Source organism: Hahella sp. HNIBRBA332, assembly GCF_030719035.1.
Taxonomy (GTDB): domain Bacteria; phylum Pseudomonadota; class Gammaproteobacteria; order Pseudomonadales; family Oleiphilaceae; genus Hahella.
Genome location: NZ_CP132203.1, coordinates 5306035 through 5331008 on the forward strand (window position 1 = coordinate 5306035; position 24974 = coordinate 5331008).

The window sequence follows — 24974 nt, forward strand, 5'->3', positions numbered from 1 at the left end:
TATCCTAAGGTTATTCTTGTTTCCGCCCTGTGTTTACGCGCTTTTCTCGACGTCCATTCCCAACGCCCGGATCAAATCCAACATCACGATCATGCGGCCGTCATACTCGACAACGCCTTGGGCGAACTGCGTCGCTTTGCGTTTGCGTAATTCCGGCGAGGGCTGGATTTTACGGGAGGGAAAGCGCACTACGTCGTTGAGCGCGTCGATGACGGCGCCGCGCACTCGCTCCCGCCCTCCGGCGTCAAAGGCGAACATCACCACAACGGTGTGTTTGTTGTATTCCAGCTTGGTCAGTCCGATGCGTTTGCGTAGATCGATGATCGGCACGATGGAGCCGCGCACGTTGATCAGGCCGCATTCCCAGGGTTCCGCGTAAGGCACCCGCGTCACCGGCTCCCAGGCGCGTATTTCTTTCACCAGCATGATCGGCGCGGCGTACTCTTCGTCCGCCAGGCTAAACGTCAGATATTCATCTTCCTGTTCCGCCTGATGCTCCGCATCCTGCTCTTCTTCAAATGATTGCTTAACCTGCATCTGCATAACTGACTTCCGAATCTTTTTGCAGTTGCGACAGGCCGCCGACATCCAGAATCAGCGCGACCCTGCCGTCTCCGAGAATGGTGGCCGCCGATACGCCAGGGATCAGACGGTAATTCTCTTCGAGGGATTTGATGACGATTTGCTGCTGGCTGAGCAGCTCATCCACAAACAAGCCAAAACGTCGGCTTTCATGCTCAACGATCACAATAATGCCTTCCGTAAGCGGCTTTGGATGGCCGCTTTCGTTTCGAGCTGCGTCCAGCGCTTCCGACAACCTCAAAACCGGCAGATAAGCGCCGCGCAGTTTAATGGTCTCATGGGTTCCCGCCACCCGATTGATCATGGAAGGATCCGGCTGCAGGGACTCAATGATGGTGACCAAGGGAATCACGTAAAGCTCTTCCCCTAGCGAAATGAGCTGGCCGTCCATGATAGCGAGCGTCAACGGCAACCGGATGGTGAAGCGGGTGCGTCGATGCAGTTCCGATTCCACCTGAATACTGCCGCCGAGGCTTTGCACGTTACGCTTCACTACATCCATACCAACGCCGCGGCCGGACAAATCGCTGGCCTCTTCCTTGGTGGAGAAACCCGGTAGGAAAATCAGTTCGAAAATCTGCGCTTCACTGAGGATAGCGTCTCCGGCGACCAGCCCCTTGCGCTTGGCTTTGGACAACAGTACCTGTGGATCCAGTCCCTTACCGTCGTCTTCCACTTCAATCACGATATTACCGACCTGATGGTAAGCGCGCAGGTACACAGAGCCATGTTCGGGCTTGCCCTTGGCGACGCGATCCGCCGGGTTTTCAATGCCATGGTCAACGCTGTTGCGCACCAGATGCACCAGAGGATCAGTAATCTTTTCAATGACGGTCTTGTCGACCTCTGTGTTTTCCCCGCTGAGCATTAGTTCAATGTCTTTGCCGAGCTGTCGACTCAGGTCCCGCACCATGCGTGGAAAGCGATTGAAGCAAAAGGAAATCGGCAGCATGCGGATCTGCATGACGCCTTCCTGCAACGCCCGGGTCTGGCGCTTCAACTGGGTAAGCCCCTGCAACAGCTTCTCCATACCCTGCAACGCTTCATCTTCACTCAGCATGTTCAACATGGATTGGGTGATCACCAATTCGCCCACCATATTGATCAGCGCGTCCACCTTGTCCAGGTCAACGCGGATGGATTGGCTTTCCGTCACCACCGCAGGCTTGGTTTGTTTGGCGGCGAGGGTTGCGCTTTTCTCCGCTGCTTGCGCCGGTTCGGCGGCGGGCGGCGCGGGCTCCGCGTGCTTTTTCTCCACGGGTTGCGTCGGCGTCAGTTGCGCCTTGGGAATGGGAACGATAGCCATATCGCATTCGTCTTCAACCCAGGCGAAAGCGTCGTCGATGGCGGCTTTCTCCACCGGTTGACGCAGCCTCACAGTCCAACCCAGGTAACTGTTCAGCGGTTCGAAATGTTCCCAGTCCGGCAGTGTGCTGATGTCGCATTCGATCTCTGCGTCGCCTTCCGCCAGGGACGCAATTTCTCTCGCCAGACGCAGAGGGTCGTTGCCCCGTTGCATCATTTCCTTGTGCGGCGTAAACACCACACGCCAACCGCTGACGCCATCATTCGCGTTATCCGCTTCGGCAACGGGAGCCGCCGTACTGTTGGAGGCCGGCGGGCTCGACGCCGTCAACGACGATTGATCTTTGGAAATAGCTTCCAGCTTGGATTTATGCTGGGCGAATTCTTCTTCGGGAATATCCTCGCTGGCTTTGGCGGAGGACAACAACAGGCGCAGCGCATCCACGGACTCCAGCAGCACGTCCACAATGGGTTGGGTCAAGCGGCGTTTGCCGGCGCGAACTTCGTCAAGCAGGTTTTCCATTACATGGGTGTAGGCCGCCACCTGGGAAAATCCGAAGGTGGCGCTCCCTCCCTTGATAGAGTGGGCGGCGCGGAAAATATTGTTGATCGCTTCAGGATCAGGCGCGTCAAGATCCACTTCCAAGAGGCTCGCCTCTATAGTGTTGACGGCTTCAAAGCTTTCTTCAAAAAAGACATCGTGAAAGCGAGAGAGGTCCATGCTCATGCGTCTCTCCTAAGCCGGCGCAGGGCCGGTTATCCCAAGACTTTTTTTACCGTGGCGACCAGTTGATCCGGGTTGAAGGGTTTGACGATCCACCCGGTCGCGCCCGCCGCTTTACCTTCCGCTTTTTTGTCCGCGCCGGACTCTGTGGTCAGCATTAACAACGGGGTGAATTTGTAGGCCCCTTCCGCACGAAGGTTTTTGATCAGGGAGATGCCGTCCATGACAGGCATATTGACGTCGGTGATCACCAGATCATATTTGCCGGACTTCGCTTTACTCAACGCTTCCTGGCCGTTGGCGGCTTCATCCACCTGGTACCCGGCTCCCTTGAGTGTGAACGTCACCATCTGGCGCATGGAGGCGGAATCATCCACTGCGAGTATCTTTGCCATATAGTCCCCAACACTTTTTTTGATTGTGCGCAATAAACCGGTCAGGTTTCCCGAACTAACCCAGATTACTGTCTTATACGGCTCAAACAGAATAACGGCTCAAAACTTAACCGGAACCTGAGATAAAAGCATAGCAGCATATTTAGAAATCACAGGGGCAAAGAACGCGGGACACATCGGTTCGCCTATAGGGTCGCGAGTGGCTTCACTGTGAGGCTCTGCAAGTTGTAAAAGCGAAAACTTCCGCTTTAATTGAAGAAAAGATCAGGAACGGACGATCCGCGATAATGGCTGAACTCAATGTGCTGAAACAGGAAGACATTGACGATCTTGTGCGTCAGTACGAGGGCCGCGCCATTCCCCGTTTCGTCGCCTCGGCGACCCTGGCCAGCGAACTGAAAAGTACGATTCACTACGCCAAACTCATCGCCATCTCCTCCAAAAACGCCCAAGCCATCACCGCCCGCGCCGGCGAGTGGGGACAAGGCTTCAGTGGCATCACCCAGTTCATAGAGGAAATCGCCGCCCGCAGCATGGTCTGCGCCGCGGATATCGGCGCCGCGTCCAGGGAGCTGTCCCGCAGCGCCGTCAAACTGATGAATCAGCAGAAATTCGCGGCGGCGCTGAACAGATCCATGCGCGTCAATGAGGCGAAATCGGAAGAATTGCGAGAGATTCTTCAGCGCAATCTGAAAGATCAGGCGCAACTGGAAGAGGAAACCAACGGGTACTACCGCAGTGTGCGCAAACTGCTGACCGAGATCAGGGACTGCACCCGCGCCCTCAAATCCATCGTCGCCAACTGTCGTATCGAGGCGTCCCGGGCGGGTCCCTTTCAGGAGTCCCTGTTCACTATTGCCGAGAATATAGAAAACGCAGCCGAACGCATCAGCGAACGCATTGCAATCGGTCTGCGCTTGATGGGCCTGCTGACCTGACGCCAACCAGCCTCGGAACGCAGCAGGCGTTGAACGACAACAACGGGGAAGCGCGCAGGGTCTGGCGTTTCCTGTAGCAGACAGGTGGAGAGCAGCGTCCATGCATTCCGAAGCGCTATGGCAGGGCAAACGTCATAAATGGATTATTTGCGGCCGAGACACAGGCAAACCTCAAAAAATCATCGACACGAATCAATACATGGTGCGCACCGACCGCCGCTTGCTGATATTGGAGCCTGGCGGCATTGAGCTGTTTTCCGCCATGCTGGCGTGCGCGCTGGACTGGGCGCCGATCCATGAGATTACCGATCTGTTCGCCTCCCATCAGGACCCCGACATCATTTCTTCGCTGGGGCTCTGGGATCAGGCGCTACCCAAGGCGCGCCTGCATGCGCCCTGGCTATGGGAAGGATTCATCCGCCATTTCGGCATGAGCCACATCGAATACGTCGCCCTGCCGGATGAAGGCGGCGTGCTTGAGCTGGACGGCGTTAATCTGCAGCTGATTCCCGCCCATTACATGCACTCTTCCGGCAATTTCAACGTCTACGATCCTGAACTCAAGATTTTGATGAGCGGCGACATCGGAGCCTCCCTGGAGCCGGGACAACCGCCACTGTTCGTGGAGAACTTCAAGGAGCACACCCGCTATATGGAGCTGTTCCACAAGCGCTGGATGCCTTCCAATACCGCCAAAAATGATTGGGTCAGCCGGGTGCGGCGTCTGGATATCAAATATATGGCGCCGCAACACGGACGCATTTTCAAAGGCGACGACGTGGGACGCTTTCTGGACTGGCTGGAACAGCTGGAAGTCGGCTCCGCGTTGCGCACCGCTAACCGTTGAGGCGACACGCCCGGCGCCCCAACGCGTTCAGTCCAGTTCGATCAACGCTTTGACGGTAGAGTTTTCTCCGTCTAACTCAAACTCGGAGCATAAGGCTTTGATGAGCGGCAAGCCGCGGCCGAAGGACTCGTCATTGCAGTCCAGATCCTCTACTTTGATGGAAAAGCCGGGTCCGCTGTCGCTGACTCTCATCATCATGCGCGACGGGCGGGTATGGGATAAATGCACCTGCATACTGACGTAACCATCTTGCAGTTTTTCCAGACGGGCGACACGCTCCTGATAGTAGCGGTCGAAGCCTTCTTCCTCGTCTTTCAGCGACGACGACAGTCCCAATACGCCATGCTCCAACGCATTGTTGAACAGCTCCGCCAACACCATAAACACCACTTCCTTGCTGTTGCGCACCACGGCATGGCTGCCCAGCCATTGGCGCAGAATCATCAGGGGATCGGAATCGCGCAGTTGATCCGGGCCCCAATGCAGCTCCAGATGAAATTCCGGTAGATTGGAATTGGGCGAGGCTTCATCCCCCTTCGCCTCTTCATCCGGCGCAATTGCAATTTCCGTCTCGGGCGGCGGCGCGCATTTCAACTCCACCAGGGACAGATCATCCTGTAAATCCGGGTCGTCATTGAACTCATGCACCGCCGCAATGAGGGCGTCGAACAAATTGTCCCCGCCGGATTCCAGCACCTTACGCAGTCGCTCTTCGCCAAACATCTCATTAGCGATATTGGGACACTCGGTGATGCCGTCGGTGTAGAGATAAAGACGGTCCTGGGGCGTGACGGAGATCATCTCCGTCCAGGACTCAAATTCTTCCATCTCCATGATCCCCAGGGGCATATGAGCGGAGTGAATCACCCGCCGGATCTTGTTGTCTACACCCACAATGAAGGCGTCCGGCAGTCCGCCGGCCCATACCTCTATTTTGCTGCGGGTGGGGTTAATCTCCAGCAGGCAGGCGGCGAAGAACATGGTGGGAGGCAGGAAGCGCTTAAGGATCTTGTTCAGTTCCAGAGAAATCTCGCTCACCGAGAGATTACGCTCGCACATGGTGCTGAACGCCTGCGCCACCGGGATGGAGCCCACCGATGCCGCTAAACCATGCCCAGTGAAATCCCCCACCAGCACATAAGCGCCGCCGTCTCGCTTCTCTTTCAGCAATACCAGATCGCCATTGAAGGTGGAGCGCGCGGTGCAGTGGTAGCGGATCCCGTACACATCCTTGGCGCTGAGCTTGAGCGCCGCGGTCATGATGTGTTGAGTCATCTCATGCTCGGCCTGCACCTTGGTGTGGAAATAGGCCAGCTCCCGGTTCTGCTCCACCACTTGCCGGTTTAGCGCCAGAGTGCGCGAATGGGCCCGTATTTTCGCCTGCAAGGTGACGAAATTGACCGGTTTACCGAGAAAATCGTCACCGATGGACAGACACTCCACCAGAGCCCGATCATCATCCAACGCAGTCAGAAAAACGATAGGGATATGATCCTGTCCCGCCTCCGCCTTGATGATGCGGGCGGCTTCATAGCCATTCATCCCCGGCATCAATACATCCATGAGCACCACATCCGCGCCCTGCTTACGCCAGATTTCCAGCGCCTGTTCGCCGGACTCCGCAAACTCGCACTTGTGGCCGCCTTCCTCCAATACGAATCCCATGAGCTGACGACTGTACATATCGTCGTCCACCACCAGAATATTCATAACCATCCCCCTCACAAAGCCGCGCGGGCTCAGCTTATGGCGAACTTCTTGTCAAACTTCGCTATCTCCAGAATTTTACGGATGCCGGGGGAGCAATTGACGATTTCTATCTTGACCGCATCGGGCCCCAGATAGCTGCGCATATTCAACAACATGCCCAACGCCGAACTGTCCATGTGCTCAGTTTGTCGCATGTCGATGTAAAAATGCGTCTTTTGCTTATGGGCCTCATAGGCCTCCCGGAACTGATTCACCACGCTGAAATCAAAACGTCCGCGAATGTAGATAGTGACGGCGGAACCGTCCGAGGCGACTTTGGTTTCTATACTCATAACACCCTGTTCCCTGAGGTTGATCTGACTGATTCACATGCGAAGATGCTGACATGCCAATAACCAGGCGCAACATGCGCCCGCGCGGCGACAAGCCGCGGATGACAGGGCTTGACGAGCGCAAGTCCTGTCGTTTTCAGACGAATAGATAGACGCTGTCTTTCCGCCGGATAATTCTTGTGCGCATTTGCTGGCTTTTTAGACCTTTCGCCTCAGAATCAGAGCCATCCATCAAGTTAAAACAGCTCTATATCGGAACCTGATTCCGCCGCCTTGGCGGAGCCATGCTTGCTGGTGTCGGCATACAAAGACTCCAAACGTTCTCTGATCTTGCCGACATCCGTATATCTGGCGCTTTTGCCGCAGACTTCCGACTGCAAATGCATGGCGTTATTCAGCGTCTCCAAACGCCTCATCATGCGACCGCTGGTCTGCATGGCGATGTCTCCAAACTGCAGACCGCGCACGCTGGAGTCCACGGACTGTTTGATTTCCTTGGTAAGCTGGGTCATGCGGCCCACGGCGTCGTTCACTTCATCATTGACTTCCCGCATGGTGTGCAGCATCTGGTCAATGTAGCTGCGCGCATTGAGCGCGTCTTTCATATCCAGCGAAGCCACATCCCCGACAATCGCCCGTACTTTGCTGATGGCGTCTTTGGTTTCGTTAGCCTTGTCCTTAATCTGCGTGTTGAGATCACTGGAAGTGCGCGACAGCCGCCGCACTTCATCCGCCACCACCGCGAAGCCGCGCCCGGCTTCGCCCGCCCGAGCAGCTTCAATGGCCGCGTTAAGCGCCAGCAGGTCGGTCTGATCAGCGATTTCCTGAATATTGCCCAGCAGGGAGAACATCTGGTCGATGTGAGTGACCATATCCTCAATGCGATGCACCGCATTGACGCTTTTCTCACTGACGTTGACCAACAGATCAACATAGGTTCCGATAACCTGATCCAATGATTTAGCAAAAAACTCGATGCTGATATTGTCATCGCCGATTTCATTTTTGCCGCCGTTCTTGGCGGCTTTCTTGGGGTCGTTCCTCTTGCCTTTCATCCGCTCGAAGATTTCTTTGGCCAACTCATTCTGATGATTGGCCAGTTCGCTCAATGAGACGAACGCCTGCCCCAATAATTCAATGTTGTTACTGATCGTGTCCGCCAGATCGCGATTATCGGAGCTGATGGAAGCCAATTGTCCGTTGGCGTACTTGTCGATTTCTTTAATCGCGTTCTGGAAGTCCCGCTCGCTGCTCTGTCGCTGTCGCTCCTCCTCTCCCTTGCTTTCATTCTGCTTACCGTCGGAAATCAGACAGGAAGCAAAAAACGACAGGCTGGAGGCGGTGAACAATCCGGCCGAAAGCAGCCCGGACGTCAGCCAGCCAGCGCAGAGCGTCGCTAGCCCTGTTCCCAGAGCAGCCAATACGATTGGATCTTTCGCCATAAAGTTCTGTGTCATTGAAAGCATAAGATTCCAGGAAAGCTGTTAAAAATGGATTTAATAACTATAGAACAACCTGCTGCAGCCGTTTAAAAAATAGACTCTGATCAAAATAAACCAGGGTTGCTAAATTCGGCGTTGGCGCTTCGAAACCTACCTGGAAAAATGCGCTATGCTTCAAAGATAACCATGCGAAAAAGCGGAATACGGATCATCGGCAAGGAGTTTCATATGGGTTTGAAATACGCAGGTCTAGTCATAGGCACGCTACCCGAGCCCCTGCAGACAGCCAGCCTGAGCCTACTGGAATTGCAACAAAGCGAACTGAATGACGCCATTGAAAAGATCAACGGCGGCCAATGGCATGCGATCATTCTCTGTGTGGAGCAACCCCTGAAAGAGGCGCAAATGACGCTCGGCATGTTGCGCCAGGATACCCAGATCGGCGACACCCCTCTGATATGCCTGACCTCGGACAACAGCGTCGAAGACACCATTGCGTTGTTCAATTCCGGCGCAGACGATGTCATTCCCACCAACACGCCATCGGAAGAGTTCATCGCCCGCATCAACAAGGCCATCATCAACCTGATCGCCAACCGCCAGCTCAAGTCGCAATTGCAGTTCACTCATGACGTCGCCATGTCCGCCATGACCGATAGCGGGGATATGGGCGTCAACATCAACTTCCTGCTGGATTCCGCCGAATGCAATAACTTCGACGAATTAGGCCAACGCCTGTTCCAGGCGCTGAATAATTACGACGTGCGCTGCAGCCTGCAGATTCGCGGGCGTTTCGAAGAGAAAAACATGGAGCCCAACGGCCTCTCCCGGGATCTGGAAAGCCGTCTGCTGCGACATTTCCAGGATGCAGGACGCCTGCACTCCGCTGGACGCCGCCTGTTCATCAACTTCGACCAAGTGTCGCTGCTGGTGAAAAACATGCCTCTGGGGGACGATAGACGTTGCGGACGTCTGCGGGACAACCTGTTCTATCTGGTGCAGGGCATGGACAGCCGGGTAAAGGCGCTGGACGACCGCCGCACCACTGAACTACAGGTGGAGATACTCAAGCAACTGACTTCCAAGGCGGAGACGGTGCTGAATGATATCGACAAGCGCTATGCGGACGTGGCGGACAAAATTATCAGCGCCACGGAAAACGCCGCCGAGCAGATGGTGTTCGCCTTGAATACCTTGGGGCTATCGGAAGACCAGGAACACTCCATCATGTCGATCATCGACAACGCCATCTTCACCACCAACGATATCTTCCATCAGGGTCTGCGGGTCAACCCGGGGGATCGTCAGCTGATCCAGAAGATATCCGAAATAATGAAGCTGCCTCCCGAAGAACTGAACCGCGCCTTGGAGCAGTTCAGCCTGGAGTAGTCAAAAGTAAGGCTGGGAAAATGGTTATTCAGACTTGCTGGCGCAACTGACGCACAGTTCTGCGAAAGGCAACACCTGCAGGCGGGACTCGGGAATTTCCTCCCCGCATGCGACACAGACGCCGTAATCTCCCTGCTGCAATCGTTGCAGGGCCTTTTTCACCTGATTGATTTCGATTTCCGTCTCGACTTTGAGCGCATTCAGCACGTCGTCGTTTTCCCGTTCCTGCGCCTGCTCAGCCGAATCCGCCGAATGCTCCGACGTGAGGTCGCGAGTAATGTCTTCCAGACGCGTAATAAGTTCGGACAGGTGTTCGGACAATCTGTTCTTGATATGGGACTGCTGCATAATCTCTCCTTCGCGATGCTTACGGTGATATCCCAGGCTGGTATTGCTCTCCCTGGCAAGAATGTCATTAAACAGAATATATGGCTTGATTCGCCGCAAACCAACAAGTTTTAATTGCGATTTTGTTTCAACAGAGAGATGTCTATGGAAGTCATCGTAGCCTCCGTCAATCCAGTCAAAGTCAATGCGGCGCGCAACGGCTTCAATCGTTGTTTTCCCGGTTCGCAGATACACTGCGTCAGCGCTAAAACTGAATCCGGCGTCGCGTCTCAACCCCTCACTGATGAGGAAACCCTGCAAGGCGCCCTGAACCGGGTGCAAGCGGCGCGGGAAGCGCATCCTTCCGCAGATTACTGGGTCAGCTTTGAAGGCGGCGTCGACCGGATTCGCTCCCAACTGTTCGCGGTCGCCTGGGTGGCGGTGGGACACGGAGACGATATCAGTTACGCGCGTTCAGCAGCGCTGCCGTTGCCGCAAGCCGTCGTCGAGATGATGGATCAGGGAATGGAGCTGGGAGAAGCCAACGACCGGTTATTCGGAACGCAAAACAGCAAGCAACAGACCGGCGCAATCGGACTGCTGACCCGAGAGTTGCTCAGCCGCGAAAGCCTGTACGCAGACACGCTGATCCTGGCGCTGACCCGCTTTACGCTTCCTGAGGTTCGGATTTAAACCGTCTCATCCGTCGACGCTGCCTTTCTCCGCTGACGCTGAACAAACGCCAGCCATCCGACGTTTCCACCGACACGAAGAAAACCACCAAAACCCGGCGTAAAGCCGGGTTTGGAAAAGCAAAGGCGCGCTTAGCGGCTCACTTTCCCGCTCAATAAGAACGGGGGCGGCTGCTACAAAGCATCGCTCAGCAAGGAATAAGAATCGCCGACCGGCTCAGCCGGTGAGCGGTTATTTTCCTTACAATGACAAATTAGTGGCGAGGTCTGAAATTACGCTTTGGCTTTTCTTCCCGGGGACGGGCCTCGTTAACTTTCATGTTACGGCCTTTCAGGTTGCTTTCATTAAGCTTCTGAATCGCCTCTTCCGCCTGTCCGTGATCGGACATTTCTACGAAACCGAATCCTTTGGATTGGCCGGTGTCTCTATCGCGGATGATATTGACGCTGCTGATATCGCCATAGGCTGCGAACACTTCCCGCAAATCGTCTTCTGTTACCTGGTAGGACAGGTTCCCAACATAAATATTCATCTCACCATCTCATTATTTGTCACGAGCGCCTGTAGCAATCACACTGACGAAAACCAAACGCTCCAATTAGCGTCAGTGACTAGCCAACCGCTGGCTAATTCGGTTGCAGGCCCGCTCTCGCGCCTGCGCACAATGCATACAAATCTGGAACAAAAGTGGCAAAACGTCAAATGATTTAACTATGGAACATTCCCATTTCCAATTGATGACATTTCGCCGTCCCTCGCTCCTTATTCACCCGTGACGAATGCGACAGCGTCAACTCGCGCCGCCCCCTTCGCCAGGGGCGTCCAGATCTTTCAGCAACTTGATCTTAAGTAAGCACTTCCTGACCTCAAAGGTCCGGGTATATCCAGGGAAGTTGGGCTCATCCACCGGCACCGAAACCGGACCCGCCGCCGTGGTAAGCGTGACAGTACGCCCGGATGCGCTTTGCTCCGGCACGTTATCGAACTGATATTCCTTGAAGCACAGGGTATTCTCGACATCAAACCCTTTGGCGCCCTGCTCTACCGATAATTCCGCGGCGCGCCGAATGGCCAGCTCTTCCACTTCGACCAGCTCGTACTTTTTATAGGTTTCGTAACTGACCTGATACCCCCCTTCCGGCAACGCAATCTCGGAATAACCGTGGGGCCGACCGTCTTCTTTCGCCATATAGTCCGGCAGTTTGGAAAAGGCGGAACAGCCGCCCAGTCCGGCGGTCAGGGATAAAGCTGCGATAATTAACGAAATTCGCGGGAACATGAGGGAATCTCCTTATCAGGAAATTCAATTTATCACAGCGGGAGAGGAATACTCAGACCCAGTTCGAAAAACTCGACTGGCGCACAAAAAAAGACCCGGCCATCTGGCCGGGTACGCGCAAGGAATAATTTGGAAGACGAGAGGATGATTGCGCGATTACCCTTTCACCCCACCTGCAGTGAGTCCACCCACAATCCATTTCTGGCAATAAAGAAAAATCAGCGTGATGGGAAGCCCCGACAGCACCGCCGCCGCCGCAAAATCTCCCCACAAGTAGTTCTGCTCATAGAGGTACTGCTGAGCGCCCACCGCCAAGGTCAGGTTGTTCACATCCAACAACAGGATGGAGGCGATCGGGTACTCCATGATGTTCATCACGAAGGCGAGGATAAACACCACCGCGAGAATGGGCACCGACAGCGGCAGCAGGATATATCGGAACGCCTGCCAGGTAGTAGCGCCGTCGACGATGGCGGCCTCCTCCAGCGAGCGGTCAATAGATTCGAAATAGCCTTTGATCGTCCAGATATGCAACGCCATGCCCCCCAGCGATGCCAGAATCACCGCACCGTGGGTATCGATGCCGAGCCAGCTCACATGGTTGCCGATCTGATCGAACAACGCGTACAACGCGACCAGCGACAGCACCGGCGGGAACATCTGGAAGATCAACATGGATTTCAGGACCACACCCTTGAACTTGAAGCGCAGACGGGCGAACGCATAAGCGCTGGTGGTGGACAGCAACAGGATCAACGCCGAGGAGATCACCGCGATCTTGATGGAGTTCCACAGCCACAACAACACCGGAAACGGCGGCTGCAGCACGGTCCCATCCGCCTGCGTGTAGGGAATGCCCAGCGCCAGCGCCCAATGCTCCAGCGATGGATTTTCCGGCAGCAGACTGCCGGTTGCGAAGTTGCCGGTGCGGAAGGAGATCGACACCACCATCAATAGGGGGAACAGGATGATCCCGATAAAGCACAGTAGTCCGAAGTGGGTCGCCCAGACCCGATAGCGCACTGAACGCGGCTGCACCATCGCCATAATAACCCTCCTATACCTTTATCTTGGACAACTTGAGGTTGATCAGCGACAGCGAACCCACCAGGATGAAGATCGCCGTAGCGATAGCCGCCGCCAGACCGAAGTTCTGCCCGGAATCCTGGAAAGCGATACGGTAGGTGTAGCTGACCAATAGATCAGTAGTGCCCGCTGGGGTGGTGGCGCCGATGATGTCCGGCGCGCCGCCGGTCAACAGAGCAATCAACACGAAGTTGTTGAAGTTGAATGCAAAGCTGGCGATCAACAAAGGCATCAAAGGCTTGATGATCTGCGGCAAAGTAATACGGAACAGGTTATCCAGCGGGGTGGCTCCGTCCATGGCGGAGGCTTCATACAGATCGCGGGGAATCGCCTGCAACAATCCCATGCACAGCAGCATCATATAGGGATAGCCCAGCCAGGTATTGACGATCAGGATCATGGTGCGCGCCAATGCCGGATCGCTAAACCAGTCCGGACGCACGCCAAACAGGTTCTCCAGCACCAGGTTGATCTCACCGAAGTTCTGGTTGAACAACCCTTTGAACACCAGGATAGAAATAAAGGCCGGTACTGCATAGGGCAGGATCAGCATCATGCGATAGAAGCCTTTGCCCTTGAGCTGATCCCATTGCAGGATATTCGCCAGCACCAGACCCACCGCCAGAGTGAACAAGACGGTCATGGTGGCGAAAGCCAGCGTCCACACGAAGATCTCAATGAAAGGGCCGCGGATACTGGAGTCGGTAACCACCTGCACATAGTTGTCCCAGCCGATGGTGACCGTCCAGCCCGGTGACAGCGTCTCGCCCTGAGGACCTTCGTAGAAACCGATGTCCTGATTCGGCGCATACACCACGCCAGTTTGTTGATTCACCAGGCTGCCGTCGTCACGCAGGCCGTACAGCGATTGCATAGGCGCGAAATTACGCAGCCCGGCGAGGCTTAACGAAGCGCCGCCCGCCAAATTGACGGACAGGCTTTTCAGCTCTTCTTTCAGCTTGATGACGTCTTTAATCGCCAGCGGTTGCGTATCCGGCGCAGCCTGCTCGACCGGGGCCACCGCCAATGCATTGTTCTGCAGTTCACTGAAGCTGAATGGGGCGGACGCCCAGCTTTGTCCCGCAGGGCTCTCCAGGCGCATGACAAATTTGTCGTCCGTTGGATAGAGTTTGAAATCGTATCTTTCTTCGCCAGTCTGAAAACGCTGGCTGAGCAACTGCTCAAGCACCCGTTCCTGAGACAGCAGGTTACTGGCGCTGTAATTAGTGAAACCTATGCCGACGGTGTACAACAGGGGGAAAATAATAAACGCCACCATGCCGGCGATGGAGGGATAAATATAGCGATGTGCATATGCTTTCGGACTGCTGAAGATATAAGCGGCCGATCCGATTATCACCAGAAACAACAGCGCGAAGGCGGTCTGGTTCTGGGCGTACAGTGCGACAGTCAAATATAGAGCCAATAACAGTACGGCTCCGACCGCCGCCCACTTGAAAACTGCTTTTGTCATGGGTCGCTTGTTATCTACAACAGGTGACGAAAGGGCGTGAGTTAGCATGTATATAGCCCCTATTGCTACGTCTGATCAATAATGGTCGTGCTGTTCCGGCGTCGCCGAAAAAAGGTCGCGACAGTGTCGGCAAGGCCGAATCAACTGCCGTCAGGCGCGGGCCCATCCATGAGCCCGATCAGCCGCATCAGCGAATGATGCGCTTCGCCGCCATGTCCAACGCCTCATCCACGCTCTGTCTGCCAGACGTGATGTTTTGCAGCGCAGGTCCCATGGAGGACCAGAAAGCGCCCATTTCAGGAACGTTCGGCATGGGTTCGCCCATTTCCGCGTTCTTGAAGGTGGCGGCGATATTCGGGTCTGCGGACAGCTCCTTCATGAAGGCCTTGTTGGCCACCGCGCCTAAAGGCACGTCGTCGTTCACCATCTTCAGACCTTTCAGGTTCAGCATGTAGTTCTCAATGAACTCTATCGCCAGTTCTTTGTTGGGGCTGGCGGAGTTAATCGCCGCCGCCAGGACGCCAGTGAAGGGTTTTCCGGGCTCGCCGTTGACGGAAGGAATCGTGGCCACGCCAAAGTTTATGCCGCTCTTCTTCAGGTTGCCCCAGGCCCAGGGACCATTGATCATCATGGCCACTTCGCCCTTGTTGAACTTGGACTCCATGACGCCGTAGTCAGCGCCTTTCGGCATCATGCCCTGATCGATCAACTGCTTGATCAGGTTCGCCGCGGACTTGGAGCCTGCGTTGTTCACGCCGGTGTCCTTGACGTCATAGCCTGCGCCGTTCTTTTTAAAGGGATAGCCGCCATTGGAGGCGAACAGAGGCCAGGAGAAGTAGGTGTTGTTGTAATCCCACAGAATGGCGTGCTTGCCGTCCGCCGCCAGTTTCTTGTCCAGCGCCATGACGTCGTCAAATGTAGCGGGGGGCGTGGGGACCAGATCTTTGTTGTAGATCAGACCTACCGCTTCCAGCGCGATAGGGTAACCATAGACTTTGCCGTTCCAGCTCACCGCGTCCCAAGTGAAATCGACAGTTTCGTCTTTGATTTTCTTGGAAGGATTCAGCGGAGAGATCAAACCGGACTTCGCCCACTCGCCAAAACGGTCGTGAGCCCAAATGAAAATATCAGGCCCGTTGCCGGTAGCGGCGGCCTGTTGGAATTTATCGGTGACATTATCAGGGTGGGCGACGCTCACCTCGATGCCGGTGTCTTTCGCAAACCAATCGCCGACTTGCTGTAGTCCGTTGTAACCTTTGTCGCCATTTATCCAGACAACCAGTTTCCCTTCTTCGATATCGGCATGCGCGCTCGAAACCGCTCCGGCCGACACTAGCAATGAGGCTGCGACTGAGCCGACAAGCTTTTGCCAAGCTTTCATTGTATTACCTCTCTGTGGGTTATTGTTGTTGTCCACAAGCCATGTGGGGGCATTATGTGTTTAGGGATACTCCGCCATATGAGTAAGATCCGCATCATCCCTATTTTTAATCCCATAGGCGTATAGGGGGGGAGTAGACTCATCCCCCTAATTCCACCTACTCTCCCGCCGCCTATTCTGCTTCCATTAGGGTCTGTTGATGACGTCTGAACGTCGCCTGGTCCGCCCATCCAAGAATAAAACAAGAGGTTTCCAACATGGCCAGACCCCGTGTGCTGTTACCCGCCCTGTATCTATCGACGCTCCTCACCGCTTGCGCCAACCAGCCGACAACCGGGTCTCAGGCAAGCTGGGTTTCTATAGACGGAGCGGCGCCGATAGCGTTGCATTTTGAAACGCCCAGCCCCGATCAGAAGCTGGCCTACGGCGAGTTCGAGCCTGGCCAATACCATTTACGCTTCGGCGACGCCAATTCACCAGCGGGCGCCATCAAGCTGTATCGCAAAGTGAACCTGGAGCCGGATCTGCATGGGGATTACATCCTGCAAATAGAATCCGCCGGCGTCTACCAGATTTTGCTGAATCAGGGGGATGAGCCGCATTTTCGCGTCAGCAAACGCGCCGCGCCCAAGCCGGCCGCTGTGCAAAAGACTAACGACAACGTTGCAGACGCCGGGTTTTGCGCTCCTGCAATTGAAGAACAAACCATTCAGGTCGCGCCAGTTTTCAAGGATGGAGAGTGGGTGCGTGACTTCTACTCCGGTCGACGCGCCCAGGTGGCGGATGGCAAAGTCCGCCTCACACCCGCAGAAAACAGCGAAGGCCTGATGCTACTGGAGGCGGACACGGCGACGCCGCAGCCCTTTACCTGGGACAACGCCACCGTCTATTTCGCTCTCACTGACCGCTTCGCCAATGGGCGTACGGATAACGATCACAGTTACGGACGCCAGGCGGACGGCGCGGAGGAAATCGGAACCTTCCATGGCGGCGACTTCGCCGGACTTATCGACAAACTCGACTACCTGCAATCCCTGGGCGTTAACGCACTTTGGGTGTCGCCGCCCTTCGAGCAGATCCACGGCTGGGTCGGCGGCGGCGATCGCGGCGATTTCCGCCACTATGGCTATCACGGCTACTACATCCTTGATTTCACCCGCCTGGACGCCAACATGGGTACGGAAGCGGAGCTGAAGTCATTGATTGCGCAGGCTCATAAACGAGGCATTCGGGTGTTGTTCGACGTGGTGATGAATCATCCCGGTTACGCCACCCTGCAGGATATGCAGGATTTCCGCTTCGGCGGTCTGTTCGACGGTTTTGAACAATACCTGCCGCCGCGTTGGGGCGACTGGAAGCCCAGCGGCAATGAAAACTTCCACGGCTATCACGCCAACATCAATTACGACCACGCCAAATGGTCGGACTGGTGGGGACGCGACTGGGTGCGTGCGGGTATCTATAACTACGACAGTCCGCCCAACGCCGGCGTCGACCCCGTCAAAGGTTCGCTGGCGTTCCTGCCGGATTTTAAAACCGAGTCCGACCAGACTGTCGCTCTTCCCGCCTTTTTGCGCAACAAAGCCGACACCGGCGCCCGCGATCTTCCCAACGCAAGGGTTCAGGACTATCTGGTCAGTTGGCTCACCCACTGGGTGCGTGAATATGGCCTTGATGGATTTCGGGTAGACACCGTCAAGCATGTAGAGCCAGCGTCCTGGCTGGCGTTAAAGCAGGAGGCGACGGCCGCTTTGGCTGAATACCGTAATCAGCGCGGCGCCCCCGAGGGATTTAACGCCCCTTTCTGGATGGTGGGCGAAGTGTTTCCTCATGACGTCAGCAAGAGCGCCTATTTCGACGCAGGCTTCGACGCAGTGATCAACTTCGACTTTCAACGTAAGTTCGCCCGTCAGGGAGCGGACTGCCTCTCCAATCTGGAGCCGGTATACCGCGATTACGCAGAGAAACTGAACAGCGATCCTGATTTCAATGTCATGACTTACATTTCCTCCCATGACACCCAGCTGTTCAGCACCCTGACCCAGCAGTCGCCTGTCTTGCAAAAGCGCGTCGCCGCCGCTTTGCTGTTAGCTCCAGGAGCCGTGCAGATCTATTACGGCGACGAGAGCCTGCGTCGTTTCGGTCCCACCGGATCCGACCCCAGCCAGGGAACCCGTTCCGACATGAACTGGGCGGATATCGACTCCGGCGCCGTGGACGCAATACTTGCGCATTGGCGCAAGCTTGGTCAGTTCCGTCAACGGCACGCCGCCATTGGCGCGGGCCAGCATCAGAAGCTCAGCGAAGCGCCTTATGCGTTCGCCCGCACGCGCGGCGCTGACCGCGTCATTATCGTCTCCGCAGAAAGCCGGCGTTAAGCGCCTCCCTGCCCATTCACCTCCGACGGAAACGCTTCTCCTCCGTCGGAGCGGCTAAAAAACCTTACAAATTGCCGCTGATTAATAACCAAGTCTTAATCCCTCAGAGGGTGTTTATGGTCTAGAATGACGATTACCCTCACCGATCCCCATTTACTTATCGGGCGTATTTGCAGTACCAACAGAGTCTAAGGAGCGCAGTTATGCAATTAAGCGATAAAACCCCTACCCGATTGGTCCAGGTTTCATTATTTTTCTCCGCTGCTCATTTCCTTTTTGGCGGCGTGACTTGGTCGAATATTCTCTTGTTCCTGGTTTTCACCGGAACGGTTTATATCTCCACCAAGTTGTTCATCATCCTTCAACAGCTGCAGATGGCGACCGTCACCGACCTCAGCGAACTAAAGCTGTATCTGATGGGCGCCGCCGTGCTGTTCATCGGCATCGCCACATTCGCCTACTCCTACATGTTTGGCGTGTTTTACCTGTTCATCACCGGCGTTTACTTCATCTCACCTTATGATCGCGCCTGGTTGGCGGGCAAATCACGCATGGTGGTTTACGACAACAAAGTGGAATACCGCGAAGTCTGATCCTGATAGGTCCGCCTATGGCCAAAGCGCTTTAAGCAGGCGGGCCTCATCCTCTTGCCAGGGAATGCCACTGGCGTTAGCGTGGTGACCCAACCGTTTATACATCATCAACATACGCCGACAAGGAAAAGACTATGAAAACCCTAGGCATTCTGGGCGGAATGAGCTGGGAGTCGACCCAGAGCTATTACCGCCTCATCAACCAGGGAATTAAAAACACCCTGGGCGGTCTGCACTCCGCCAAGCTCCTCCTGCACAGCTTTGATTTCGCCGATATTGAGCGCCTGCAGGCGCAACAGGACTGGGACAGTCTCGCCGACATGCTGGCGGAAGCCGCCGTAAGCTTGGAGCACGCTGGCGCGCAAGCCATATTGATCGCCACCAATACCATGCATAAAGTAGCGCCGGAAGTGGCGAGCCGTCTCACCATACCTCTGCTGCACATAGCCGATGCCGCCGCTGATGAGCTTCAGCGCAACGGCCATAAGAAAGTCGCGCTGCTGGGCACCCGCTACACAATGCAGTTAGATTTCTACAAAAAGCGCATTCATGACGCCACCGGCATTGAAGTAATCACACCGGAATTAGCGCAGCAGGAAGAAATCAACCGCATCATCTATGAAGAACTGTGCCAGGGCGAGCTGCTTTCTTCATCCAGAGACTTCTATTATCGGACCATTGACGAATTGGCCGGCCAGGGCGCGGAAGGCGTGATACTGGGCTGCACCGAAATCGGCTTGCTGGTCAGCCCGGAAAACTGCACCATTCCCCTCTATGACACCACAGACCTGCATTGCGCCATGGCGGTGAAATGGGCCGCCGCATAAAACCTCTGCTCGCGCTAACGCTGACCTTAACCTTGGGCGGCTGCGCCGCATTACGTGATGATCCCAGTGACTGGCTTGGCAAAGACAAGATTGCTCACTTTACCGCCTCCGCCGCCATCGCCGCTGCGGCGGCCGATCAATTGGACAGCGGCTCGCGCAGCGACTGTGGAAATGCGGCGTTAAGCGTAGGGGTGGCCATGTCATTCGGCGCGGGAAAAGAGTATTACGATGAAAATTATGCGGGGAAATACTGGAGTTACAAAGACATGGCGGTCAACTTGCTAGGCGCCTTGACGGGCGCGCTGGCCGCATCAAGGTGCCTGTAAGCCTCGCGTCAGGTTGACGCAAGGCGCTGGATCATGCGACGCAGTGGCCGCGAGCCGCTTCCAGCAACGCATACCAATCGGTTCGGGGCATCTCATGGCCGCCCCCAGCCAAAGCGTCATTAATGCGGGATTCACGCAAAGAGCCCAATACCGGCAATGGTCGTCCGGGGATGCGTTTCAGCCAAGATAAGGCCAACCCCGTCTCCGATACGCCAGTTTGCGCCGACATGGCGGCCAAGGCGTCACCCAACGCTGGAACCCGCGATAATCCGCCGCCGCCTAATGGAGACCACGCCATCGCCTGCACCTGATCCCGCCGCAGAGCGTCCATCGTTCCATCAAACAAAGGCTGGTTGGCCAATAGGGAAAGCTCTATCTGGTTACACAACAAAGGCGCATTCAGGTGATCCGCCAACAGACGCCAGTGTTCAGGCAGAAAGTTAGACACCCCGATGGACTTGATCTTGCCGGCCATCAGCAGGTCTTCCAGCGCTCGCGCCGTATTTTCCACCGGCATCAACGGGTCTGGCCGGTGCAGCAGAAAGCAATCGATGCTGTCCACTTGCAGGCGACGCAGGGAATCATCCACGCACGCCATCACATAGGCGGCTTCCGTGTTGTAATGCTTCACGAAATCAGACGAGCCGTCCTCAGCGGGAGGAACGATATCGCACTTGGAAATCAGGCGCACATGGTCCTTCAACGCGGGAGCGGCTTGCAACGCCAAGCCGAATAAGCGCTCGCATTCGCCGCCGCCATAAATATTGGCGTGGTCGAACACCTTCAGCCCCTGATCCAAACGCGCCTCGATCCACGCCGCCAACGCCGGCGCGGGACAAAGTTCCGGGTAATCCAACAGGCGCATCATTCCTAACGCCAGCGGGGCCTCCTGCAGCTCGGCCCGAATTCGATCCATTACTAATGCACCTCTTGGTTTTTCAATGCTTCCGCAGCGCCGAGCAAACCCGTGTAGGTCTCCGTCACAACATAGACCGGTATCCCGCCCAGATAGTCGCGCATCCGCCCTTTGTCTTCAAAACACTGGCGGAAATCGCTGTCGCGGAAAAACTCTATGAAACGGGGAATAATGCCGCCACAGACGTACACGCCGCCCAGGGCGCCCAGCGTCAGCGCCGCATTGCCCGCTACGCGTCCGAAAATGGCGCAGAACAATTTTAAGGTCTTTTGAGCGATCAGGTCGCTGTTCGCCAGCGCGGCTTCCGATACCTGTGAAGGCTGCGTATACGCCGGCTCCACGCCGTCGATCTCGCACAGGCTGCGGTACAGGTTCAACAGCCCTTCACCACACAGAATCCGCTCGACGGAAACCCGCCCGAAGCGCTCTTTCAGAATTCGCAGCACGCTGATTTCGAGTTCATTCGTCGGTGCGAAGTCAACATGACCGCCTTCCGTGGACAATGGCGCCCAATCGGTCATGGTGCGCACCAGCCCGGATACGCCCAAGCCGGTGCCGGGTCCAATCACCAGTCTTGCTGCGCCGTCTTTGCCCTCACCGCCGCCAACTTTCTGCAAGCGCTCGTCAGCCACGTGCAGAGTGCCAAGCGCCATAGCGGTGAAATCGTTGACGTACTTGAAGGTATCAAACCCAAGACGGGCCTGCATATCGGCCTTGTTGAAGGTCCAGTGATTGTTGGTCATTTTGATCGTGTCGCCATGCACCGGGCAGGCGAACGCCATACAGGCTTCATGGACCTCGGCTTCCGGATGGCCGGCCAGATAATCCCGCACCGCTTCATCCAGATTGGCGTAATCATTACAAGGAAGCACCTGGATGTGCTCCAGCTCGAAACTATCCCGGGCCACCAGCGCGAAACGCGCATTGGTGCCGCCAATATCGCCCACCAGGGCGTATTGCGCTTTACTCATCGACGCTACTCCAGAAACTAGACGCGCCAGCTTCCGCATGGCTGGCTTGACGGCGCATCATACCGAACAACTCGCGGCCATAGTCAAGTTCATTCGCGCTCAGATTCGCCGTCGCCAACGGACGGGCGTCGAACTCTTCCGCAGGCGTCAATATTTCCAGCACGCCATTGCCCGCGTCCAAGCGAATCAGGTCGCCATCGCGCACTTTCGCCAAAGGCCCGCCGTTAGCGGCTTCCGGGTATACGTGAATGGCCGCTGGCACCTTGCCGGAAGCGCCCGACATGCGTCCGTCCGTCACCAGCGCCACTTTGAAGCCACGGTCCTGCAACACACCCAGGTAAGGCGTCAGCTTGTGCAGCTCCGGCATACCATTGGCCTTGGGCCCCTGGAAGCGCACCACCACGATGCAGTCTTTATTCAGCTTGCCGCTGCTGAAAGCGTCGCCCAGATCGTTTTGATCATCAAACACCACTGCCGGCGCTTCAACCACCCAATGCTCTTCCGCAACCGCGGACACTTTGATAACGCCGCGTCCCAGATTGCCGGACAGCACTTTCAAACCGCCATTGGGAGAGAATGGCTCGGCCGCCGAACTTAGCACGGCGGGGTTGAGGGTTTCCGCCGGCGCGTCTTTCCACACCAGTTCGTGGTTCTGCAACGTCGGCCCTTGCGCATAACGGCTCAGACCCTTGCCCACGACGGTTTCAACATCGTCATGCAACAGACCCGCGCTCAACAGTTCCTTAATAAGGAAAGGCGTACCGCCGGCCTCATGAAATGCATTCACGTCCGCCTGACCATTCGGGTAGATACGAGTCAGCGAGGGAACGACGTCGGACAGTTCCGAGAAATCGTCCCAGTTGATAATCACGCCGGCCGCGCGAGCAATCGCCACCCAGTGCATGGTGTGGTTGGTGGAGCCGCCAGTAGCCAGCAAGGCCACCAATGCGTTGACGATAGTTTTCTCATCCACCATATCCGCCATACCCAGAGTCCCGCCATTGGGCGCGGACAACCGCACCGCCTGCTGCGCCGCTTCTTTGGTCAACGCTTCCCGCAGCGGGGTATTGGGATGAGTGAAGGCCGCGCCAGGTAAGTGCAGGCCCATGACCTCAACCAGCAACTGGTTGCTGTTGGCGGTCCCATAGAAAGTACAGGTGCCCGGGCTGTGGTAGGACTGGCTTTCCGATTCCAGCAGTTCGTCTTTGCCCACTTTGCCTTCGGCGTAGAGCTGACGAATGCGCTGCTTCTCTTTATTAGGCAGGCCTGACGGCATCGGGCCGGCGGGGATCAATATAGAAGGAAGGTAACCGAAACTCAGCGCGCCGATCAGCAGACCTGGAACAATCTTGTCGCAAATTCCTAATAAAAGGACGGAGTCGAACATATTATGGCTAAGAGCAATCGCCGTACTCATGGCGATGGTGTCGCGGGAGAACAGACTCAGCTCCATGCCTGGTTGCCCCTGCGTCACGCCGTCGCACATGGCGGGTACGCCGCCGGCGAACTGCGCCACGGAGCCCATTTCCCGCACCGCATTGCGAATCACTTCAGGATAGGTTTCGTACGGCTGATGCGCGGAGAGCATGTCGTTGTAGGCGGAAACAATTGCGACGTTGGCCTGATTCATCAAACGCAGCACATCTTTATCCAACTGCGTACAGGCCGCAAAACCATGCGCCAGATTGCCGCAAGCCAGAGTTTTACGCTGCGGCTTGTTGTTTTTCAGGTTCTCCATGCGCTGCAAGTAGGCTGCTCGGGTGGCTTTGCTGCGCTCGATAATGCGTCGGGTAACTCTGTCTACAGTCGGGTGCATAGCTGATCGCTCTTTTATATGTTCGTCTGTTTGTCCCAATTGAACGCCGGGCGCCTGCGCTGATACGCGGGTAACTCCAAGCCCGACGAGGAAAAAACCATTTATTTGGTAATATTACAAGATTAATTGATCAAAATCACGACATGACCGTACCATTCCAGAATTTATTTTGTTATATTTACTACATGTGAAAACAAAAAATTCCCCACCTGGAGGATTGGCATGACGATTCGAGTTGCTATTAATGGTTTTGGCCGCATTGGACGCAACGTTCTCCGCGCCCTTTATGAAAACAACTATCGCAAAGACATTCAGGTAGTCGCTATCAACGATTTGGGCGACTCCGCCATCAACGCTCACCTGTTCAAGTATGACACAGTTCATGGGCGGTTCTCCGGTGAAGTCAGCCATGACGAAGAGTCCATGACCGTCAATGGCGACCGCATCTCCATCAGCGCGCAAAGGGACCCCAAGCTGCTGCCCTGGAAAGCCCTGAACGTAGACGTGGTCTACGAGTGCACCGGCTTCTTCACCAGCAAGCCCAAGGCCATGGCTCATATTGAAGCCGGCGCCAAGAAAGTCATTATCTCCGCTCCTGCGACTGAAGTAGACGCCACCGTGGTCTTCGGCGTTAACGAAAATATCCTCAGCGCGGACCATCAGGTCATTTCCAACGCCTCGTGCACCACCAACTGTCTGGCGCCGGTCGCTCAGGCTCTGCAGGCTACGGTAGGCATTGAAAGCGGTTTGATGACCACGATTCATTCTTATACTAACGATCAAAAACTCACTGACGTATACCACTCGGACCTGTACCGCGCACGTTCCGCCACTCAATCCATGATCCCCACCAAGACCGGCGCCGCCGCGGCGATTGGCCTGGTGTTGCCTGAACTGGACGGCAAACTGGACGGCATGGCGGTCAGGGTTCCAACCATCAATGTTTCTCTGGTGGACTTTTCTTTCATCGCAGGCAAAGACACCAGCAAAGAAGAAATCAACCAAATCCTGCGGGAAGCTGCTGCGAAATCAGCAATTCTCGACTATAACGAAGAGAAACTGGTATCGGCCGACTTCAACCATTCGGCGTTCTCCAGCATCTTTGACGCGGGCCAAACCAAAGTTAAAGGCCGCCATGTAAAAGTCATGGCTTGGTACGACAACGAGTGGGGCTTCTCCAACCGTATGCTGGACAACACGCTGGCTCTGATGAAGGTCGCCAGATAATCCGGTTCATACGAGA

24 protein-coding genes are annotated in these 24974 nt (G+C 55.7%); 9 read left to right on the forward strand and 15 right to left on the reverse strand.

Features of this window, described 5'->3' with window-relative positions:
- Positions 1–33 precede the first annotated feature (33 nt).
- Genes O5O45_RS23445 through O5O45_RS23455 form a run of 3 tightly spaced genes read right to left on the reverse strand, consistent with a single transcriptional unit; the run spans position 34 to position 3006 of the window.
- A complete protein-coding gene (locus tag O5O45_RS23445; RefSeq protein ID WP_305901746.1) occupies positions 34–543 on the reverse strand; it encodes a chemotaxis protein CheW in 510 nt (169 codons plus the stop codon).
- Positions 527–2614: a chemotaxis protein CheA gene (locus tag O5O45_RS23450; RefSeq protein WP_305901747.1), complete on the reverse strand. Its 2088-nt coding sequence runs from the start codon at positions 2612–2614 to the stop codon at positions 527–529. The genes O5O45_RS23445 and O5O45_RS23450 overlap by 17 nt, the downstream gene beginning before the upstream one ends.
- Before the next feature lie 29 nt (positions 2615–2643).
- Positions 2644–3006, reverse strand: coding sequence for a response regulator (locus O5O45_RS23455; RefSeq protein WP_011394441.1), 363 nt, complete (start codon positions 3004–3006; stop codon positions 2644–2646).
- Positions 3007–3293: 287 nt separating this feature from the next.
- Between O5O45_RS23455 and O5O45_RS23460 the strand changes: the two genes are divergently transcribed.
- Both O5O45_RS23460 and O5O45_RS23465 read left to right on the forward strand, forming a co-directional pair.
- Positions 3294–3944 carry a hypothetical protein gene (locus O5O45_RS23460; protein ID WP_305901748.1) on the forward strand — a complete coding sequence of 217 codons (651 nt, stop codon included), beginning with the start codon at positions 3294–3296 and terminating at the stop codon, positions 3942–3944.
- Between the two features lie 100 nt (positions 3945–4044).
- The gene (locus O5O45_RS23465; RefSeq protein ID WP_305901749.1) at positions 4045–4791 is read left to right on the forward strand and encodes an oxygen-binding di-iron domain-containing protein; all 747 of its coding nucleotides are present in this window, start codon (positions 4045–4047) and stop codon (positions 4789–4791) included.
- Positions 4792–4818: 27 nt separating this feature from the next.
- Here the strand turns inward: O5O45_RS23465 and O5O45_RS23470 are convergent, their stop codons facing one another.
- From O5O45_RS23470 to O5O45_RS23480, 3 genes are all read right to left on the reverse strand, one after another.
- Positions 4819–6501, reverse strand: a complete 1683-nt coding sequence (locus tag O5O45_RS23470; RefSeq protein WP_305901750.1) for a SpoIIE family protein phosphatase — start codon at positions 6499–6501, stop codon at positions 4819–4821.
- Between the two features lie 29 nt (positions 6502–6530).
- Positions 6531–6833 carry an STAS domain-containing protein gene (locus tag O5O45_RS23475; protein ID WP_305901751.1) on the reverse strand — a complete coding sequence of 101 codons (303 nt, stop codon included), beginning with the start codon at positions 6831–6833 and terminating at the stop codon, positions 6531–6533.
- Between the two features lie 236 nt (positions 6834–7069).
- Positions 7070–8299 carry a methyl-accepting chemotaxis protein gene (locus tag O5O45_RS23480; RefSeq protein WP_305901752.1) on the reverse strand — a complete coding sequence of 410 codons (1230 nt, stop codon included), beginning with the start codon at positions 8297–8299 and terminating at the stop codon, positions 7070–7072.
- 204 nt (positions 8300–8503) lie between these two features.
- Here O5O45_RS23480 and O5O45_RS23485 point away from each other — a divergent pair, with 204 nt between their 5' ends.
- On the forward strand, positions 8504–9664 hold the full coding sequence (locus tag O5O45_RS23485; protein WP_305901753.1) for a response regulator: 1161 nt from the start codon (positions 8504–8506) through the stop codon (positions 9662–9664).
- 24 nt (positions 9665–9688) lie between these two features.
- Here the strand turns inward: O5O45_RS23485 and O5O45_RS23490 are convergent, their stop codons facing one another.
- Complete coding sequence (locus O5O45_RS23490) at positions 9689–10012, reverse strand: TraR/DksA family transcriptional regulator (protein WP_305901754.1); 324 nt, start codon at positions 10010–10012, stop codon at positions 9689–9691.
- 144 nt (positions 10013–10156) lie between these two features.
- Between O5O45_RS23490 and yjjX the strand changes: the two genes are divergently transcribed.
- Positions 10157–10684 (forward strand): inosine/xanthosine triphosphatase, encoded by a 528-nt coding sequence (yjjX, locus tag O5O45_RS23495; RefSeq protein ID WP_305901755.1) that lies wholly within the window; start codon positions 10157–10159, stop codon positions 10682–10684.
- Between the two features lie 253 nt (positions 10685–10937).
- Here yjjX and O5O45_RS23500 read toward each other — a convergent pair whose 3' ends face one another.
- From O5O45_RS23500 to malE, 5 genes are all read right to left on the reverse strand, one after another.
- Positions 10938–11216 (reverse strand): RNA recognition motif domain-containing protein, encoded by a 279-nt coding sequence (locus O5O45_RS23500; RefSeq protein WP_305901756.1) that lies wholly within the window; start codon positions 11214–11216, stop codon positions 10938–10940.
- A gap of 258 nt (positions 11217–11474) precedes the next feature.
- Positions 11475–11963: a CC0125/CC1285 family lipoprotein gene (locus O5O45_RS23505; RefSeq protein ID WP_305901757.1), complete on the reverse strand. Its 489-nt coding sequence runs from the start codon at positions 11961–11963 to the stop codon at positions 11475–11477.
- A gap of 156 nt (positions 11964–12119) precedes the next feature.
- Complete coding sequence (gene malG / locus O5O45_RS23510) at positions 12120–13010, reverse strand: maltose ABC transporter permease MalG (protein ID WP_305901758.1); 891 nt, start codon at positions 13008–13010, stop codon at positions 12120–12122.
- Between the two features lie 10 nt (positions 13011–13020).
- The gene (gene malF, locus O5O45_RS23515; protein WP_305901759.1) at positions 13021–14571 is read right to left on the reverse strand and encodes a maltose ABC transporter permease MalF; all 1551 of its coding nucleotides are present in this window, start codon (positions 14569–14571) and stop codon (positions 13021–13023) included.
- 139 nt (positions 14572–14710) lie between these two features.
- A complete protein-coding gene (malE, locus tag O5O45_RS23520; protein ID WP_305901760.1) occupies positions 14711–15904 on the reverse strand; it encodes a maltose/maltodextrin ABC transporter substrate-binding protein MalE in 1194 nt (397 codons plus the stop codon).
- 257 nt (positions 15905–16161) lie between these two features.
- Here malE and O5O45_RS23525 point away from each other — a divergent pair, with 257 nt between their 5' ends.
- The 4 genes from O5O45_RS23525 to O5O45_RS23540 all read left to right on the forward strand — a co-directional run bounded on the left by O5O45_RS23525 (position 16162) and on the right by O5O45_RS23540 (position 20028).
- Positions 16162–18282, forward strand: coding sequence for an alpha-amylase (locus O5O45_RS23525; protein WP_305901761.1), 2121 nt, complete (start codon positions 16162–16164; stop codon positions 18280–18282).
- Positions 18283–18485: 203 nt separating this feature from the next.
- Positions 18486–18875: a hypothetical protein gene (locus tag O5O45_RS23530; protein ID WP_011394425.1), complete on the forward strand. Its 390-nt coding sequence runs from the start codon at positions 18486–18488 to the stop codon at positions 18873–18875.
- Between the two features lie 134 nt (positions 18876–19009).
- The gene (locus tag O5O45_RS23535) at positions 19010–19702 is read left to right on the forward strand and encodes an aspartate/glutamate racemase family protein (RefSeq protein ID WP_305901762.1); all 693 of its coding nucleotides are present in this window, start codon (positions 19010–19012) and stop codon (positions 19700–19702) included.
- Positions 19687–20028, forward strand: a complete 342-nt coding sequence (locus tag O5O45_RS23540) for a YfiM family lipoprotein (protein ID WP_305901763.1) — start codon at positions 19687–19689, stop codon at positions 20026–20028. The genes O5O45_RS23535 and O5O45_RS23540 overlap by 16 nt, the downstream gene beginning before the upstream one ends.
- Before the next feature lie 31 nt (positions 20029–20059).
- On the opposite strand, the gene O5O45_RS23545 is transcribed toward O5O45_RS23540, so the two are convergent.
- The 3 genes from O5O45_RS23545 to edd are packed head-to-tail and all read right to left on the reverse strand — an operon-like array spanning position 20060 to position 23731.
- Entirely contained in the window at positions 20060–20944 is an 885-nt protein-coding gene (locus tag O5O45_RS23545; protein ID WP_305901764.1) for an aldo/keto reductase, read from the reverse strand.
- 2 nt (positions 20945–20946) lie between these two features.
- Complete coding sequence (locus O5O45_RS23550; protein WP_305901765.1) at positions 20947–21915, reverse strand: glucokinase; 969 nt, start codon at positions 21913–21915, stop codon at positions 20947–20949.
- A complete protein-coding gene (gene edd / locus O5O45_RS23555; protein WP_305901766.1) occupies positions 21908–23731 on the reverse strand; it encodes a phosphogluconate dehydratase in 1824 nt (607 codons plus the stop codon). The genes O5O45_RS23550 and edd overlap by 8 nt, the downstream gene beginning before the upstream one ends.
- Before the next feature lie 222 nt (positions 23732–23953).
- On the opposite strand from edd, the gene gap reads away from it, so the two are divergent.
- Positions 23954–24958, forward strand: coding sequence for a type I glyceraldehyde-3-phosphate dehydrogenase (gap, locus tag O5O45_RS23560; RefSeq protein WP_305901767.1), 1005 nt, complete (start codon positions 23954–23956; stop codon positions 24956–24958).
- The last annotated feature ends 16 nt before the right edge of the window (positions 24959–24974 follow it).

Bases quoted from the DNA above. Each gene is read 5' to 3' on its own strand.
- O5O45_RS23445 (WP_305901746.1), bottom strand. From the start codon at position 543: ATGCAGATGCAGGTTAAGCAATCATTTGAAGAAGAGCAGGATGCGGAG.
- O5O45_RS23450 (WP_305901747.1), bottom strand. From the start codon at position 2,614: ATGAGCATGGACCTCTCTCGCTTTCACGATGTCTTTTTTGAAGAAAGC.
- O5O45_RS23455 (WP_011394441.1), bottom strand. From the start codon at position 3,006: ATGGCAAAGATACTCGCAGTGGATGATTCCGCCTCCATGCGCCAGATG.
- O5O45_RS23460 (WP_305901748.1), top strand. From the start codon at position 3,294: ATGGCTGAACTCAATGTGCTGAAACAGGAAGACATTGACGATCTTGTG.
- O5O45_RS23465 (WP_305901749.1), top strand. From the start codon at position 4,045: ATGCATTCCGAAGCGCTATGGCAGGGCAAACGTCATAAATGGATTATT.
- O5O45_RS23470 (WP_305901750.1), bottom strand. From the start codon at position 6,501: ATGAATATTCTGGTGGTGGACGACGATATGTACAGTCGTCAGCTCATG.
- O5O45_RS23475 (WP_305901751.1), bottom strand. From the start codon at position 6,833: ATGAGTATAGAAACCAAAGTCGCCTCGGACGGTTCCGCCGTCACTATC.
- O5O45_RS23480 (WP_305901752.1), bottom strand. From the start codon at position 8,299: ATGCTTTCAATGACACAGAACTTTATGGCGAAAGATCCAATCGTATTG.
- O5O45_RS23485 (WP_305901753.1), top strand. From the start codon at position 8,504: ATGGGTTTGAAATACGCAGGTCTAGTCATAGGCACGCTACCCGAGCCC.
- O5O45_RS23490 (WP_305901754.1), bottom strand. From the start codon at position 10,012: ATGCAGCAGTCCCATATCAAGAACAGATTGTCCGAACACCTGTCCGAA.
- yjjX (WP_305901755.1), top strand. From the start codon at position 10,157: ATGGAAGTCATCGTAGCCTCCGTCAATCCAGTCAAAGTCAATGCGGCG.
- O5O45_RS23500 (WP_305901756.1), bottom strand. From the start codon at position 11,216: ATGAATATTTATGTTGGGAACCTGTCCTACCAGGTAACAGAAGACGAT.
- O5O45_RS23505 (WP_305901757.1), bottom strand. From the start codon at position 11,963: ATGTTCCCGCGAATTTCGTTAATTATCGCAGCTTTATCCCTGACCGCC.
- malG (WP_305901758.1), bottom strand. From the start codon at position 13,010: ATGGCGATGGTGCAGCCGCGTTCAGTGCGCTATCGGGTCTGGGCGACC.
- malF (WP_305901759.1), bottom strand. From the start codon at position 14,571: ATGCTAACTCACGCCCTTTCGTCACCTGTTGTAGATAACAAGCGACCC.
- malE (WP_305901760.1), bottom strand. From the start codon at position 15,904: ATGAAAGCTTGGCAAAAGCTTGTCGGCTCAGTCGCAGCCTCATTGCTA.
- O5O45_RS23525 (WP_305901761.1), top strand. From the start codon at position 16,162: ATGGCCAGACCCCGTGTGCTGTTACCCGCCCTGTATCTATCGACGCTC.
- O5O45_RS23530 (WP_011394425.1), top strand. From the start codon at position 18,486: ATGCAATTAAGCGATAAAACCCCTACCCGATTGGTCCAGGTTTCATTA.
- O5O45_RS23535 (WP_305901762.1), top strand. From the start codon at position 19,010: ATGAAAACCCTAGGCATTCTGGGCGGAATGAGCTGGGAGTCGACCCAG.
- O5O45_RS23540 (WP_305901763.1), top strand. From the start codon at position 19,687: ATGGGCCGCCGCATAAAACCTCTGCTCGCGCTAACGCTGACCTTAACC.
- O5O45_RS23545 (WP_305901764.1), bottom strand. From the start codon at position 20,944: ATGGATCGAATTCGGGCCGAGCTGCAGGAGGCCCCGCTGGCGTTAGGA.
- O5O45_RS23550 (WP_305901765.1), bottom strand. From the start codon at position 21,915: ATGAGTAAAGCGCAATACGCCCTGGTGGGCGATATTGGCGGCACCAAT.
- edd (WP_305901766.1), bottom strand. From the start codon at position 23,731: ATGCACCCGACTGTAGACAGAGTTACCCGACGCATTATCGAGCGCAGC.
- gap (WP_305901767.1), top strand. From the start codon at position 23,954: ATGACGATTCGAGTTGCTATTAATGGTTTTGGCCGCATTGGACGCAAC.